At 34.2% G+C, this 14,994-nt stretch carries 15 protein-coding genes; 6 read left to right on the forward strand and 9 right to left on the reverse strand.

What is annotated here, in order from left to right:
• Nucleotides 1-35: 35 nt before the first annotated feature.
• The 4 genes from FA046_RS04230 to FA046_RS04245 all read left to right on the forward strand — a co-directional run bounded on the left by FA046_RS04230 (nucleotide 36) and on the right by FA046_RS04245 (nucleotide 4,975).
• The gene (locus FA046_RS04230) at nucleotides 36-521 is read left to right on the forward strand and encodes an RNA polymerase sigma-70 factor (RefSeq protein ID WP_136825097.1); all 486 of its coding nucleotides are present in this window, start codon (nucleotides 36-38) and stop codon (nucleotides 519-521) included.
• Nucleotides 518-1,375 (forward strand): FecR family protein, encoded by an 858-nt coding sequence (locus FA046_RS04235; protein ID WP_136825098.1) that lies wholly within the window; start codon nucleotides 518-520, stop codon nucleotides 1,373-1,375. Before FA046_RS04230 ends, FA046_RS04235 begins: the two co-directional genes overlap by 4 nt.
• A gap of 43 nt (nucleotides 1,376-1,418) precedes the next feature.
• Nucleotides 1,419-3,893, forward strand: coding sequence for a TonB-dependent receptor (locus FA046_RS04240; RefSeq protein WP_205943597.1), 2,475 nt, complete (start codon nucleotides 1,419-1,421; stop codon nucleotides 3,891-3,893).
• 155 nt (nucleotides 3,894-4,048) lie between these two features.
• Entirely contained in the window at nucleotides 4,049-4,975 is a 927-nt protein-coding gene (locus FA046_RS04245; protein WP_136825100.1) for a PepSY-like domain-containing protein, read from the forward strand.
• Nucleotides 4,976-5,033: 58 nt separating this feature from the next.
• Here the strand turns inward: FA046_RS04245 and FA046_RS04250 are convergent, their stop codons facing one another.
• Nucleotides 5,034-5,564 carry a hypothetical protein gene (locus FA046_RS04250; RefSeq protein WP_136825101.1) on the reverse strand — a complete coding sequence of 177 codons (531 nt, stop codon included), beginning with the start codon at nucleotides 5,562-5,564 and terminating at the stop codon, nucleotides 5,034-5,036.
• 138 nt (nucleotides 5,565-5,702) lie between these two features.
• On the opposite strand from FA046_RS04250, the gene FA046_RS04255 reads away from it, so the two are divergent.
• Together FA046_RS04255 and FA046_RS04260 are read left to right on the forward strand one after the other, a co-directional pair.
• Nucleotides 5,703-6,020, forward strand: coding sequence for a YbaB/EbfC family nucleoid-associated protein (locus FA046_RS04255; protein ID WP_136825102.1), 318 nt, complete (start codon nucleotides 5,703-5,705; stop codon nucleotides 6,018-6,020).
• A gap of 23 nt (nucleotides 6,021-6,043) precedes the next feature.
• Entirely contained in the window at nucleotides 6,044-6,736 is a 693-nt protein-coding gene (locus FA046_RS04260; protein WP_136825103.1) for a metal-dependent hydrolase, read from the forward strand.
• A 55-nt stretch (nucleotides 6,737-6,791) separates the two neighbouring features.
• Here FA046_RS04260 and FA046_RS04265 read toward each other — a convergent pair whose 3' ends face one another.
• The 8 genes from FA046_RS04265 to FA046_RS04300 all read right to left on the reverse strand — a co-directional run bounded on the left by FA046_RS04265 (nucleotide 6,792) and on the right by FA046_RS04300 (nucleotide 14,946).
• Entirely contained in the window at nucleotides 6,792-8,060 is a 1,269-nt protein-coding gene (locus tag FA046_RS04265; protein WP_205943608.1) for a glucose-1-phosphate adenylyltransferase, read from the reverse strand.
• The gene (locus FA046_RS04270; protein WP_136825105.1) at nucleotides 8,050-9,477 is read right to left on the reverse strand and encodes a glycogen synthase; all 1,428 of its coding nucleotides are present in this window, start codon (nucleotides 9,475-9,477) and stop codon (nucleotides 8,050-8,052) included. The genes FA046_RS04265 and FA046_RS04270 overlap by 11 nt, the downstream gene beginning before the upstream one ends.
• Nucleotides 9,478-9,562: 85 nt before the next feature.
• Nucleotides 9,563-12,376 carry a DNA polymerase I gene (polA, locus tag FA046_RS04275; RefSeq protein ID WP_136825106.1) on the reverse strand — a complete coding sequence of 938 codons (2,814 nt, stop codon included), beginning with the start codon at nucleotides 12,374-12,376 and terminating at the stop codon, nucleotides 9,563-9,565.
• Between the two features lie 351 nt (nucleotides 12,377-12,727).
• Entirely contained in the window at nucleotides 12,728-13,426 is a 699-nt protein-coding gene (locus FA046_RS04280; RefSeq protein WP_136825107.1) for a CPBP family glutamic-type intramembrane protease, read from the reverse strand.
• Nucleotides 13,427-13,987, reverse strand: a complete 561-nt coding sequence (locus FA046_RS04285) for a DNA-3-methyladenine glycosylase I (RefSeq protein ID WP_136825108.1) — start codon at nucleotides 13,985-13,987, stop codon at nucleotides 13,427-13,429. It lies immediately after the preceding gene.
• Between the two features lie 11 nt (nucleotides 13,988-13,998).
• Nucleotides 13,999-14,277, reverse strand: coding sequence for a type II toxin-antitoxin system RelE/ParE family toxin (locus FA046_RS04290; protein ID WP_136825109.1), 279 nt, complete (start codon nucleotides 14,275-14,277; stop codon nucleotides 13,999-14,001).
• Nucleotide 14,278: 1 nt separating this feature from the next.
• Nucleotides 14,279-14,512, reverse strand: a complete 234-nt coding sequence (locus FA046_RS04295) for a DUF2683 family protein (protein ID WP_136825110.1) — start codon at nucleotides 14,510-14,512, stop codon at nucleotides 14,279-14,281.
• 89 nt (nucleotides 14,513-14,601) lie between these two features.
• The gene (locus tag FA046_RS04300; protein ID WP_136825111.1) at nucleotides 14,602-14,946 is read right to left on the reverse strand and encodes a carboxymuconolactone decarboxylase family protein; all 345 of its coding nucleotides are present in this window, start codon (nucleotides 14,944-14,946) and stop codon (nucleotides 14,602-14,604) included.
• Nucleotides 14,947-14,994: the final 48 nt, after the last annotated feature.

Raw genomic sequence — 14,994 nt, forward strand, 5'->3', positions numbered from 1 at the left:
TGATATCGGCAGATTTTTAATTTTAAAATTTCCAGTTGAGCAGAGAAGACTTTAAATTATTATTTGATACTTATTTTGATGCGATAAAAAACTATTTGTTTTATCGGATTGGAGACATAGACATTGCTACTGATATTACTCAGGATGTTTTTGTGCGTATTTGGGAAAAGCAAATGAAGTTGGATATGAATAATGCCAAGTACATGCTTTACAAAATTGCCAGAGATATGTTGGTGAGTAAATACAGACGCTTAGAAGTAGAAAACAAGTACTCACAGCGTATGCAATTTGAAATGACAGAAGTGGTAGAGGATAACGATTTTGATTACAAGCAACTGAAATTGAAATATGAGAATGCATTAATTAAGCTTCCTGATAAGCAACGGACGGTTTTTTTAATGAGTAGAATGGAAGAATTAAAGTATGCAGAGATTGCAGAAAGACTAGATATTAGTATTAAAACTGTAGAAAAACGAATGTCTAACGCATTGTTTTATTTAAGAAAGGTTTTAACCGTATGAAAAATTTAAATAGTAAGGATTTGAATGATCCTGTAGCATTAATCAAAAAAATGAAACCCATGAAAGCTCAAAAAAGTAAGGAGCAGGTTTGGGCAGAATTGGAGCAAATGATGGAGCAGCCCGTTAAAAAAGGAGGGGTAATAAAAAGCATCAATTTCAGTAAATGGAGTATTGCGGCCAGTATTGCTTTGTTAGTTTCTTTAAGTGTGTTGGCTTTCTTAAAGTTTTATACAGTTAACGTAGAATGTTTGCCCGGAGAACAAAAAATGGCTTATTTGCCAGATGGTTCTTCGGTGCAGTTAAATGCAAAATCTAGTTTATCTTTTCATCCACTTTGGTGGAAAATGGATAGAGAAGTGGAGCTAAACGGAGAAGGTTTTTTTCAGGTTAAAAAAGGAGAAAAGTTTACGGTGGTTTCTGACAACGGATCTACATCTGTAATGGGAACAAGCTTCAATATATTTGCTCGTGATGAAGATTATGAAGTAACTTGTTTAACCGGAAAAGTAAAAGTTTTATCAATAATCACTAAAGATGAAGTGATTATAACGCCTAACCAAATGGTTGTTTTAGACCAAGCCGGTAATTTAAATGCAAATTTAAAAGTGAACGCAAAACTAGCAGTAGACTGGACAATGGGTAAATTTGTATTTACACAAACGCCTTTAAACAAAGTACTTGCGGAAATTGGTAGAAGATACGGTGTAGAAATAAAAAACACCGAAAATCTTACCCAATTATACACTGGTAACTTTGCCAAACAAAAAGAAATTGAACCTATATTAGACCTTGTTTGTAAAACTTTTGAAATTGAGTACAAAAAATTACCATCAGGAGAGGTTATTATGCAATAAACGGTGCAATAAAAACCTTTTTTCTCTTGTAATTTTTTTCTTTTTGCTCCTGCCTTTTAATCACTTATTTGCGCAGCAAGCTATTGTTTTGAAAGTAAATAACCAATCTTTAAACAAAGTAATTACCACATTAATAGATAATTACGACATTAAACTTTCTTTTAATGATGATAAACTTTCTGCCTATACGGTTAGCATAAATAGAAGTTTTTCATCTGCAGAAGAAGCCCTTAATTTCTTATTAAAAGGCTTGCCATTTAACTTAGAGAAGAGTAATGAAGTGTTTATTATTACTTCGCAGAAAGCAGCAACTTCAAACAAAAAGTTTTTACTAACCGGCCATGTTTTAGATGGAATTAATCAAGAATCATTACCATTTACCAGCATTGTAATTAATGGTTATCCTTTAACAACAGATTTAAAAGGTAATTTTTCTTATTCGGCTTTTGCCGATAGCCTTTTTAAACTACAAGTATCCTATTTGGGTTATTATAAGTTAGATACTATTGTTGGAGCTAGCAGCAATCTAACCATACCGTTATTCCAAAATAGCATTAAAATTGAAGAAGTGGTATTAACTTCAAGAAGTACAGATAAAGCTGCTAATACCAATTATAGCTCAGGCAATGTAAAGCTTAACCGTAACGTGGGTGAGGATTTGCCTGGAAGTAGCGATAATTCTGTTTACAATATTTTACGTTTACAGCCGGGAGTTTTAGCTGCTGGCGAACAAGCCAATGATTTAATTATTTGGGGGAGCTACCGTGGGCAAACTAAAGTTTCTTTTGATGGATTTACCATTTTTGGACTCAAAAATTTTAATGATAACATAGGTGCAATTAACCCATTAATGGCTAAAGATATTACTGTTAAAAAAGGAGGCTACGGAGCAGAGCAAGGAGACAGAGTTGGCGGAGTGGTAGATATAAACGGAATGGAGGGCAGCGGAAACGCCCCAACGTTAAATGTAGGCGTAAATAATTTAACCATCAATGCATCAGCCAGTACGCCGCTTTTTAAAAATACATCTTTAGTATTGGCAGCCCGGCAAACCTATTACAACTTGTATAATAGTTACAGCGCAAGCCAACCTTCCAATAATAGAAACGGAGTAAGAAACTTGGTTGATTTAACCATTAAACCTGATTATGTTTTTAAAGATATTAACCTAAAATTTTCTGGTCGCTCTTTAACTGGAGATCACTATTATTTAAGTCTTTTTTCTGGTAATGATAAATTAGACGCTGCTTACTTAACTACCGAAGGCAGAGTGAGGGTAAATGGCTCAAATAACGAAGAAAATAAACAAGCTGGAGGGGCTGCATTTTATAATAAAATTTGGAAAAACGGGAGCATCAGCAGCGTAACCTTAGCTTCATCTGGTTTAAACAACAATGATTTAAGCAAGCTAAACTTAACTCAGGAAAATGACGGGAAAAATATTAGAACTGTTGCCGATTTAACAAATAACACCATTCAAGAGCAAAGCTTAAAATTTACCCACAAGCTTTCTAGTACCAAAAAATATAATGCTTTAACGGGCTTTGGTTATATCCAAAATAGAACAACATTGCTTAGAGATTCTTTAAATATCCAAACCACCAACGAAGAAAACTACAGTAATAGGTTGTTTACTTTTTTAGAGAGTCCGTATTTTTTTACTCCAAATTTTAAAGTGATCCCTGGCATTAGAGCCGATTTTGATTTAGGCTTGCAAAAGCTTTTTATCCAACCTAGGTTATCAGCATCGTACAAATTTGATGAACAATTTAAAATGACAGCTTCCTGGGGATTATACAGGCAATTTATTGCTTATACCGGAGAAACTGATGATGAAGGTAACTATCAATACAGATGGACGGTAAGCAACGGAACAAGTATTCCGGTTTATAAGGCGCAGCATTGGGTATTAGATGCCGCTTATGAACGCAATAGGTTTTGGATAAATACCGATATTTATTACAAATATACCACAGGTGTTACCCGTTTTATTCAAAATGCCCAAGGCCGAAGAACTATTTTAGGAGATGGAAGATCTTTTGGGTTAGATATTTTGATAAAAAAAGAATTTAAAACCAATTACGTTTGGATGTCTTATTCTTTAAATAACACTCAGGAGCGTTTTGATAAGAGAATTAAAAACATCGTGATTAGCGAATATGAAAGAGCGCCACAAGATCAAAGGCATGAACTAAAATTTGCTGGCCTCATCAATTTCTCTTCTTTTTTCTTATCGGCTAATTACGTTTATGGTTCTGGCTTTAGAAGCACTCGCCCAACAGATGATCCCTCACAAAATCAGTTAGCTTATAATAGGTTTGATACTGCACTAACGTATAAGTTTAACGCTAAAAAATATCGTTTACAAACCGGCTTATCCATTTTAAATTTGTTTAACACACAAAATCTAAAAGCTGGTAATTTTGAAAGAATCCCTACAGAACAGCTTCAAACAGTAAATATCTACTCTCAAACTGTACCTTTTACCCCTACAATTTTTCTTAATTTTTCTCTTTAGTTTTCTATACCTGTATTTTTTTAAAATATTTTTAGGGTGGTGGTTAATTTCTACGGTATTGTTATAAATCAACATAAAAATTAAAACGAAATAATATTTGATAGAACGATTACTTTTTTAATTATCCTTTTATTAACCACTTAAATCTTTAAAAAATGAAAACTATAACTAAACTTCCAACCCTACTTGCATTATTAGCAATTGTAGCATTTGGTTTTACGGCCTGTCAAAAAGGTGATGATGTAAGTACAGATTCTTCTTTAATCGCTAGCCAATTGGGCGCTGTTGCTGTTGCTCCAACTTCAAGCGTTTTATCAACATCATCTACAACATCTGCTGATTCTCTTTACGCAATGGGTGCATGTCAAAAAAATCAAAGAAAAACAAAAGTAGCCCAAGAAGCTTTATCAGCATCAATTACTACTTACTTAACCACAAACTATGTAGGTTACACTTTTATTAAAGCTTTTAGCACCACTTTACCAAATACAACCACTTTAGATAGTTATGTGGTAGCCGTTTTATTTAACGGTAAGCCAGTAGCTATAAAGTTTGATGCTACGGGTACTTTTGTAAAAGTATTAGAATTAAGAGAGGGAAAAGATTTAGGTAGAAAAGGCGGGCACCATGCTGGAGGTTTTTTTGATAACAGAGATGGCAAACAAAGAGATAGCATAGCTGTAACCGCATTACCACAAACTATTAAGCAATATTTTGCAGCCAATTATGCTCAAGATACTTTGAAAAGTGCTTGGGTTGGTAAAGACGGTAGTATTTTAGTAATAAGTAAAAATGTGAAATACTTTGGTACAGCTTTTAAAGCTGATGGGACTTTTATTAAAAGAGAAAGCTTGCCTGGCCACCCCGGTAGAGGAAAAGAAATAGCACAAGACAAATTGCCTGCCACCGTACTTGCGTATTTAAATACAACTTATCCAAATTATGTATTCAAAAAAGCTTTTGAACACAGCATAAATGGAACTTTAAAAGGTCATTTGGTAATTATTGATGCAAACCTTACCAAATATGCTGTATTATTTAATGCAACAGGAGCTTTTGTTGAAGCAAAAATTATTAGATAATATTTTCTGATTAATTTAATATAGGGATGAACATTGTTTATGCTCATCCCTTTTTGTTTTATTTATTTGGTCTTTTAAAAGCGTAAGCCACTCTAAAAGCAACCATTCCATTGCTTGAATTATCGTACTCAAAACCTTCATATCTTAATGCAAAATCCCATTTGTTATTTGCGTAACCTAAGCTTGGCGCATAAGTGAACGGATTTCCATAATCTTCCTTAGTTGAAAACGAAACTCCAACCTCGGGTTGAAAATAAAAAGTGTTTCCGAAGAAAAATTTAGCTCCTGCTTTAAGCGGAATTAAATCTGCCATTAATTCGTTACCAAACGCATCTTTCTCTTTACCAATAAAGCCATAATACCCTGTTGTTAATGTTAAAGATGTTCTTTCTCCTAAATCATGTTGCAATCTTAAATCGGGTGCAATTACAACATCGCCCATATAAGATTTAGTAGGTACGCCTAAGCCTAATCCAAAGCCTAATCTTGTTTGATGACCATCATCAGTAGATTGAGCAAAAGCTCCTGTAAATTGTAATAAGGTTATTGCAGCTACTGCAATTATTCCTGTAAGTTTGTTTTTTTTCATTTTTGTAATTTTTTACAATTTTACAAGGGTTGTGCCAATTTTCATTTTTTTCTCACTTTTTACACAAATTGTAACCTCATTTAAGACTTTAAAAACAAAAATTGCCGACCTTTATTTTCACAATTAATTTAAGATACCATGTTTGATAAAATATTTGAAGCTCAACAAAAGGCCGAGGAAGTAAAGAAAAGATTAGAAAATATAAGCGTTACCGCCGAGGTAGAAGGAGGCGCAATAAAAGTAGTTGCATTAGCATCTAAAGCCATAAAATCTATTGAAATTGACGAGAATTTTTTAGCCGAAAATGGTAAAGAAGGCTTAGAAGAATTACTGGTAATTGCAATAAACAAAGCTTTAGCAGAGGCAGAAAACGTGTCGCAAGCAGAAATGGCTGCCGTTACCCAGCAAATGCTTGGCGGAATGGGCGGTTTAGGAAACCTGTTTGGAAAAAAGTAATCATTAATCTAAAAAACGATAATATGAAATTAAATTATTTGGGGCATTCCTCTTTTCTACTAGAAATTGAGGGTAAAAAAATATTATTTGATCCTTTTATTTCACCAAATGAATTGGCCAGTCACATTAAAGTAGAAGAAATAGTATGTGATTATATATTGGTTTCTCATGGTCATGGAGACCATGTTGCCGATTTAGTTCCTATCGCAAAACGTACCAACGCTAAAGTGGTCAGTTCTTTTGAAATTATTCAATGGGTAGAAAACAAAGGCATTACCAACGGGCATCCAATGAATTTAGGTGGGAAATGGGATTTTGATTTTGGCACCGTTAAAATGGAATATGCGGCCCATTCAAACTCTTTACCTGATGGAACTTACGGCGGAACTGCCTCTGGTTTTATTATAAAGGCAGCGGGTAAAACGGTTTATTACGCAGGCGATACTGCTTTAAACCAAGAAATGAAGCTGATAGGTGAATTAAACACTATAGATTACGCTTTTTTGCCTATCGGTGATAATTTTACCATGGGAACAGACGATGCCATTATTGCAGCTAAATACTTAAACTGTAAAAACATCATCGGAATGCATTATGATACCTTTGGTTTTATAAAAATAGATCATGAAAAAACACTTAAGGCTTTCGCCGATGCTGGATTAAATTTGCATTTGCTTAAAATTTCTGATCTCCCAAAAGATGCGATAGCATTATAATAAAAAAAGTCCCGATTTTGTCGAGACTTTTTTTATTACATAATTCTTTTATGCATTAACCAATTACGGTTCCTTCTTCTATTACTGCATTTTTTTTCACCACAATAATACCCTCTTTGATGGTGTATTTTTCATGCTCAAAATCTGCTAAATGATGCCCTCCTTTAATGGTTACATTATTCCCAATAAAACAGTTTTTATCTAAAATGGCATTACTAATCACACAATTTTCTCCAATTCCGGTAAGTGGTCTTTGAGATTTATTAGCTCCTTCTATTTCTTCAATAGTTTGGTAATGATCACTTCCCATTACATAGCAATCAGAAATTTTAGTCCCTTTTCCTATTCTGGTTCTAATGCCAATTACAGAGTGTACAATTTCTTCTGCATTGATAATGCAACCATCCGCAATAATGGTTTTTTCTAATTTTGTTGATAATATTTTTGTTGGCGGAAGCATTCTCGCTCTAGAGTAAACCGGATTTTTATCAAATAAATTAAACTGAGGCACATCATCGGTTAAACCTAAGTTGGCTTCAAAAAACGAATCGATATTTCCTATATCTGTCCAATAACCTTCGTATTGGTAGCTAATTACTTTTTTATGGCCAACAGCACCCGGGATAATTTCTTTACCAAAATCGTGGTTTTCATTTCCTTCTAACATGCTAATTAATACATCTTTATTAAAGACATAAATACCCATAGAAGCCAAATAATTTCGGCCTTGAGCATGCATTTCTTCACTCACTTCAGATTCCCATCCAATAATTTGATCCGCGTTTGGTTTTTCTGTAAATGAGGTAATATTAGTTTCGGCATCAGCTTTTAAAATCCCAAAACTAGTCCCATCTTTTGCATTCACCGGAATGGTGGCTATGGTAATATCGGCTCCTTTTTCAACATGGTTATTAATCATCATTTCAAAATCCATTTGATAAAGCTGATCGCCGGATAGGATTAATACATACTCAAAATCATGTTGCTTTAAGTGGTGTAAGCTTTGTCTTACCGCGTCAGCAGTTCCTTGATACCAGCCTGTATTTCCTGGTGTTTGCTCGGCAGCTAAAATATCTACAAATGCTTTACTAAAAACACTAAAGTGATAGGTGTTTTTAATGTGTTTGTTTAATGAAGCAGAGTTAAATTGTGTTAAAACAAAAATTCTATTTAACCCAGCGTTAAGGCAGTTAGAGATTGGAATATCTACTAATCTGTATTTTCCGGCAATAGGAACGGCTGGTTTAGATCTGGTTGCGGTAAGCGGAAACAATCTTGATCCTTGTCCCCCGCCCAAAATAATGGAAATTACTTTAGATGCTATCATTTTTTTTAGAGATTAAATTGGCGTATAAATTGATGTATTGTTGAGCAGATTGATCCCACGAAAAGTCTAAGCCCATCATGAGTTGTCTTAATTGGTTTAATTTCTTTTGGTTTTTAAAAAGATCAATGGCCCTTTTTACTGCCTGTATCATTTGGGTGAGTTCTAACTCTTCAAATCGTATTCCGTAACCATTTTCTTCGTCAAAATCTATTACCGAATCTTTTAAGCCACCCGTAGATCTTACTATTGGAACGGTACCATATTTTAAAGCATAAAGCTGGTTTAAACCGCATGGCTCTACCCTTGAGGGCATTAAAATAAAATCGGCGGAAGCATAAATTCTATGTGATAAAGCTTCATTATATCCGATAACTACAGCACAATCTGCTAACTTTAAATTGTTTATTTCTTCTTCAATTACTTTATCTCCCGAACCTAAAATTAAAAAGCTTACCTCATTTTTAAATTGTGATAAGCATTCTTCTATCAGCTCGGCTAATTTATCAGCACCTTTTTCTAACACCATTCGGCCAATAAAAGTGACCAATGGTTTTTTTGCATCTAAATTAAACTCCTCACAAATTGCAATTTTATTGGCTTCTTTACCAAGCTTTATATTGGTTTGGTTGTAATTACTTACAATCATAGCATCTGTCGCCGGATCCCAAACATCAGTATCTATCCCGTTAATAATTCCTATGCCTTTATGTTGTTCTAATTCAAATAAAAACTCTAAGCCATTTGAATTAACTTTTAATTCTTCTAAATAACTTGGTGAAACGGTGGTGTAAGCCCAGCAACATTTTACTGCTGCCGCCAAAGGATTGATACAGCCTCCCCAATCTAATAAGCCGGTTTGACTTAAATCTACCTCTGGTAAATAATAAAATTTATTCCAACCCATCCAACCTTGATATTGGCCATTATGAATGGTGCAAACGCTGGCTACTCTGGTTAAAGCGTTAAATTTTCGGGAATGTTGAATTAAAAATGGAACTAAACCCGAATGATGATCATGACAATGAAAAACATCCACCTTAAAATTGGTTTTAATTACCCATTCTAAAACCGCTATTTGATAAGCAACAAATTGTTCTGTTTCATCAGGATAGCTATAAACCTCAGAGCGATCTAATAAACCGGGTATTTTAATGAGATATAAAGGAAAACCCAAAACATCATGAGTTTCTTTAAGTACTTCAAAATCAAATGTTTTTTGTCCTAACTCTGCAGAACCTAAATAAACTTGTTCTAAAGCATTTTCTTGAGTAAATTTTCTATCGTAAAACGGAAGCACTACACTTGCATAAATGCCTAGTTTATTTTGATATTTTGGTAGTGCACCCACCACATCTCCTAAACCTCCAACTTTGGCAACGGGATAGCATTCTGCACTTAAATGTAAAATATTCATGTAAAGGTTTATTTGGCGCTTTAAGTTAGAATTTTATTCTTTTAAGAAAAAATAATTTGATGATAAAATTAATTATATGTTGAATTTAATGCGCTTCTAGCCAATTATTTCCTTCTCCAACCTCTACCACTAGGGGAACTTTAGTTTTTATGGCGTTTTGCATCCTGTTTTTAATGATGGTTTTCATTTGCTCTTTTTCTGATTTTAACACATCAAAAACCAATTCATCATGCACTTGCATGGTCATTTTTGATTCCAACTTTTGATCTTTAATATCTTGATGGATATGAATCATCGCTATTTTAATCATATCAGCTGCAGAGCCCTGTATTGGGGCATTTATCGCATTTCGTTCGGCAAAACCTCTTACCGTTTGGTTAGCCGAGTTGATGTCTCTTAAATATCTTCTTCTGCCCATAATGGTTTCTACATAGCCGTTTTCTCTGGCAAAATTCATGGTATCGGCCATGTATTTTTTTACACCGGCATATTGGGTAAAATAGTTCTCAATAATTTCGGCAGCTTCTTTTCTTGGGATACCTAAACTTTGCGACAAACCAAAAGCAGACTGACCGTAAATAATTCCAAAATTTACTGCTTTAGCATTTCTTCTTTGGTCTGATGTGACTTCTTCCAATGTGATTCCGTAAACTTTTGCCGCCGTTGCGGTGTGAATATCCAAGCCATTTAAAAAGGCATCCATCATATTTGGATCCTCACTTATTTCGGCAATAATTCTTAATTCTATTTGTGAATAATCGGCAGATAGTAAGACATAATCATCACCTCGGGCAATAAATGCTTTTCTAACCTCTCTTCCCCTTGCTGTTTTAATTGGGATATTTTGCAGGTTTGGATTGTTAGAACTTAACCTGCCGGTTGAAGCTACAGCTTGGTTATAAGAAGTATGCACCCTGCCCGTTTTTGGATTAATTAATTGAGGCAGCGCATCTACATAAGTTGATTTGAGCTTGCAAAGCTGTCTGAATGCCAAAATATCCTGAACAATATCTGACTTTGTGGCCAAAGCGGTTAACACATCTTCACCGGTTTGGTATTGGCCAGTTTTTGTTTTTTTTGCTTTATCGTCGAGCTTTAATTTATCAAATAACACCTCACCCAATTGTTTTGGTGAAGCCAGATTAAACTTTACTCCAGCTTTTTCATACACCAGTTTTTCTAAACGATTAATTTCTATCTCCAACTCTTTAGAATAAACATTTAGCTGGTCCATATCTATTCTTACCCCTTCAATTTCCATATCTGCTAAAACATAAACCAAAGGATTCTCAATCTCTTCGGCTAATTTTTTAACCTTAATTTCGGCAAGCATAGGCTCAAAAATGGCTTTTAGCTGTAAGGTGATATCAGCATCTTCGGCAGCATATTCTTTAATGGTTTCCATATCCACATCACGCATATTGCCCTGGTTTTTTCCTTTTTTTCCTATCAATTCGGTGATAGAAACAGGTGTATAACCCAAATAATTTTCGGCTAAAACATCCATTCCATGGCGGGTATCTGGGTCTAAAAGATAATGAGCCAGCATGGTGTCAAATAATTCTCCGGCAACTTCAATTCCGTACCATTTTAAAATCAGGATATCATATTTAATGTTTTGCCCAATTTTTTTAATCGATGGATTTTCTAAGATTTCTTTAAACTCATGTACAATTGCTTTTGCTTCCACTTGATTTTCGGGAAGGGGAACATAAAAAGCCAAGCCAATTTCATAGCTAAAAGATAAACCCACCAACTCTGCATTATTTGCGTCAATGCCGGTGGTTTCTGTATCAAAACAAATAGAATTTTCTTTCTTTAAATTTTGAATGAGATCTTGTCTTTTTTGGGCATCATCAATTAAAAAATATTGATGATTGGTGTTTTCAATATTTTTACCGCCCTCTACTAAAGTGGCAGATTGTGCAGGTGTAATATTTAAAGTAGTCACCCCTTCGTTTGGGGTAGCATTTCCAAACAAATCCATTTGGCCACTGGTTTGTGCTTTTACATCGGTCACACTAAAATCTTCTCCAAAAACCCTTCTTCCTAAAGTTCTAAATTCCATTTCGGCAAAAAGAGGCTCTAGTTTTTCTCTATCTGGAGGACCTAATCTGAAGCTTTCTTCGTGGAAAGTAACTGGAGCGTTGAGTATAATGGTGGCTAGTTTTTTAGATAGCAGTCCTTGTTCGGCAAAGTTTTCTACATTTTCTCTTTGCTTTCCTTTTAACTCGTGGCTGTGTGCAATAATGTTTTCTACCGAGCCATATTGTTTGATGAGTGATTTCGCATTTTTCTCTCCAATTCCGGGTATACCAGGGATGTTATCTACAGCATCGCCCCATAAGCCTAAAATATCAATCACTTGAAGTACATTTTCTATTTCCCACTTTTCTAATACTTCTTTTACGCCCATTATTTCCATATCATTCCCCATTCTGGCGGGTTTATAAACGAAAATATTTTCTGAAACCAATTGCGCAAAATCTTTATCAGGAGTCATGCAATAAACTGTGAAACCTTCTTTTTCTGCTTGTTTGGCTAGCGTTCCAATAATATCATCGGCTTCAAAGCCATCAGAAGTAAGAACCGGAATGTTAAAACCTTCTATCAATTTTACCACGTAAGGTAATGCTATTGATAAATCCTCCGGCATGGCTTGTCTTTTGCCTTTATAAGCTTCAAAATCTGTATGCCTTTCTGTAGGTGCCGAAGTATCAAAAACAACGGCAATATGAGTGGGATTTTCTTTCTTTAAAACTTCTAAAAGGGTGTTGGTAAAACCCATTACTGCTGATGTGTTGACCCCTTTAGAGGTAAATCTGGGATTTTTACTTAATGCAAAATGTGCTCTGTAAATGAGCGCCATTCCGTCTAAAAGAAAGAGTTTTTTTGACATATTTTGTAAATTAGGAAATTTGTTGTGATGTCCCTTAAGATATTTCAAATTTAATATTCCTTGGTTAAAATTGAGCTATATAATGGAGCAGGATGCAAATTAATGGAAGCTAATGATTAAGGCTTTTTGAGATTTGTCAACTCTCTGTAACAGCTAGCAAAAAAGTTAACAAATCTTTAAATAGAAAGGAATTTTGTTACGTCAAGATAAAATTTTAACCACAGAGGACACGAAGTTCACAGAGCTGAACGAGTAAAAAAAAGCTGTTAATGATAAATTTAAGTTTATACTACCCTTCAATTTCTTTAGTGTTTAATTTGGATTAAGGCTTTTTAAGATTTAATAAAGCTTTTAGCTATTTCCATAACCTGCTAATAAACTTAAAGCAGGAATAAAATTATAAGCGGCATGAAAAATAATGGCGTTTTTTAATCCGAAACGCATTCTCACATAGCCTATAATAAAGCCAATAAATAGTTGAGGAAGAACCAATAAAACGATAGACCAACCGTATTGAAAAGGCTGTGTATAATTGGTGACATGTACCAATCCAAAAACCACTGCGGTTAAATAAAAATGATATTTAAAGGTGCTTTTTATAAATTCAAATCGGATGCTTTTATTGGTTTTGAAGTAGAATGGAATACTACAAATGGTTATAAATATGGCGGCTGTAATTAGGCTTTGATGAGGAACTAGTTTATAAAACAAAAAGCTAAAAAGTACTGCCCAAGCTAAAAAAGCTACATACCAATTTTTGAGTTGATACCTAAAGATAGATTCTTCTAACAAAGGCGCTAAAATGGTGATAGAAAAAAATAGGGCGACCTTTTTTTCCTTGATATCCAATAGTTTAAAAGCCGGTAAAGGTTTTATCCAATGTAAATTTTCTAGAACCTGAATAAATGTAACTGCAAAAAGAGCGAAAACTAAACTGATGAGTACCAGTGGAAACAGTTGATTATAAAATAAAGTGTTTTTATCTTCTCTGATAAAAGGATTCGGGTTTTTGATGTAAGCAAAAAAATCTTTAGCGCTTTGTTGAATCATTTATCTAAACGTACAGTCTAAAGCATGATCATTTACCATTCCTGTTGCCTGCATGTGCGCATAACAAATAGTGCTTCCAAAAAATTTAAATCCTTTTTTCTTCATGTTTTTGGCAATTGCATCTGAAATAGCTGATGTTGCTGGTGTTTGTTTACTATCAACAAGTTCGTTTTGCAAAGGTTTTCCATTTGGCATAAATGAATAGAGGTATTTATCAAAAGAGCCAAATTCTTTTTGAACGGCTAAAAAAAGTTTAGCGTTGCTTACGGCTGCTTTTACCTTTAATCGGTTACGGATAATGCCAGGATCAAGTAAAATACGCTCAATATCTTCATCAGTAAACTGAGAAACTTTTACAGCGTCAAAGTTGGCAAATAAGCGGCGGTAATTTTCTCGCTTACGTAAAATGGTAATCCAACTTAAACCCGCTTGGGCAGCTTCTAAAATCAAAAACTCAAATAAAATTTGGTCGTCATGAGTTTCTTTACCCCATTCTTCATCATGGTATTTAGTGTAAAGTGGGTCAGTACCGCACCAGTGGCAACGTTTAGGGTTTAGCATTTTATAAAAAATTAAAAAGAAGGTGCTTGTCTAGTATCCCAAAAGAAAAGTATTTCAATATGGTCTTCATGGACCTTGTAGATTACAGATGTTTGCTTAGTAATTACTGCTTTTCTAGTGTTTTGAAATGAAGTTTTTGGATAGCTATAAGGGTTTTGAGGTAGAGCATCAATTACATCATATACCTTAGTAACGAAGCTATCAGCTGTTTTTGTATTCCATTTATTTTCTATAAATGAAATAATCATTAATAAGGTATCAGTAGCGTAAGGAGAAAATCTAACTTCCAAATCACCTATTTTTTATACGTTGTTTAACTTCGTCATATGTATAAAATTGACCGTTTTTTATTTGCTCTTCGCTTTTTTTAACGGCTTCAACAACATGTGGGGGCAAAATGCAAATTTCATCCTCACCTCCAGCTTGAAAGTTTAGTTTTTCAAAAGCAACATTTAAGGCTTCCAACACTGCTTTTACAGCCTTTTCTTGTGCTTTATTTTGCGGATGTACGATATAAGAATCCATAATCTAATTTAAGTTTTAATGCTTAGCTACCCAAATTTAATAGGTGAATTTTTTTTAGCTCAGTAATAGTTAACGTGTTGGGAATTGACTTAAACCCCACACAACTCATCCCAATATTCTACCGCTCTTCTATAATGTGGAATCACAATAGAGCCACCTACCAAATTTGCAATCATAAAAATTTCGTTCATTTCTTCGGTGTTTACTCCAGCTTCATGGCATTTTCCTAAATGGTATTTAATGCAGTCGTCACAACGTAAAACCATAGAAGCTACCAAACCCAGCATTTCTTTGGTTTTTACATTTAATGCGCCATCTGCATAAGTGGTGTTATCTAAAGCTAAAAAACGCTTCATATTTGTATTTGCAGTCTCGGATATTCGACCATTCATTTTGGTGCGATAGTCGTTAAACTCTTCAATAAGTTTGCCCATTTTTATTAAAATTAGTATGTAAATATAAGGATAGCTTAAATTTAAGCG

Origin of the sequence: Pedobacter cryophilus, from assembly GCF_005116455.1 — a bacterium.
GTDB classification, from domain to species: Bacteria; Bacteroidota; Bacteroidia; order Sphingobacteriales; family Sphingobacteriaceae; genus Pseudopedobacter; species Pseudopedobacter cryophilum.

Excerpts from the sequence above, each read along its gene's own strand:
- FA046_RS04245 (WP_136825100.1), top strand. The coding sequence starts at position 4,049 with ATGAAAACTATAACTAAACTTCCAACCCTACTTGCATTATTAGCAATT.
- FA046_RS04250 (WP_136825101.1), bottom strand. The coding sequence starts at position 5,564 with ATGAAAAAAAACAAACTTACAGGAATAATTGCAGTAGCTGCAATAACC.
- FA046_RS04260 (WP_136825103.1), top strand. The coding sequence starts at position 6,044 with ATGAAATTAAATTATTTGGGGCATTCCTCTTTTCTACTAGAAATTGAG.
- FA046_RS04300 (WP_136825111.1), bottom strand. The coding sequence starts at position 14,946 with ATGGGCAAACTTATTGAAGAGTTTAACGACTATCGCACCAAAATGAAT.
- FA046_RS04280 (WP_136825107.1), bottom strand. The coding sequence starts at position 13,426 with ATGATTCAACAAAGCGCTAAAGATTTTTTTGCTTACATCAAAAACCCG.
- polA (WP_136825106.1), bottom strand. The coding sequence starts at position 12,376 with ATGTCAAAAAAACTCTTTCTTTTAGACGGAATGGCGCTCATTTACAGA.
- FA046_RS04255 (WP_136825102.1), top strand. The coding sequence starts at position 5,703 with ATGTTTGATAAAATATTTGAAGCTCAACAAAAGGCCGAGGAAGTAAAG.
- FA046_RS04270 (WP_136825105.1), bottom strand. The coding sequence starts at position 9,477 with ATGAATATTTTACATTTAAGTGCAGAATGCTATCCCGTTGCCAAAGTT.
- FA046_RS04235 (WP_136825098.1), top strand. The coding sequence starts at position 518 with ATGAAAAATTTAAATAGTAAGGATTTGAATGATCCTGTAGCATTAATC.
- FA046_RS04285 (WP_136825108.1), bottom strand. The coding sequence starts at position 13,987 with ATGCTAAACCCTAAACGTTGCCACTGGTGCGGTACTGACCCACTTTAC.
- FA046_RS04295 (WP_136825110.1), bottom strand. The coding sequence starts at position 14,512 with ATGGATTCTTATATCGTACATCCGCAAAATAAAGCACAAGAAAAGGCT.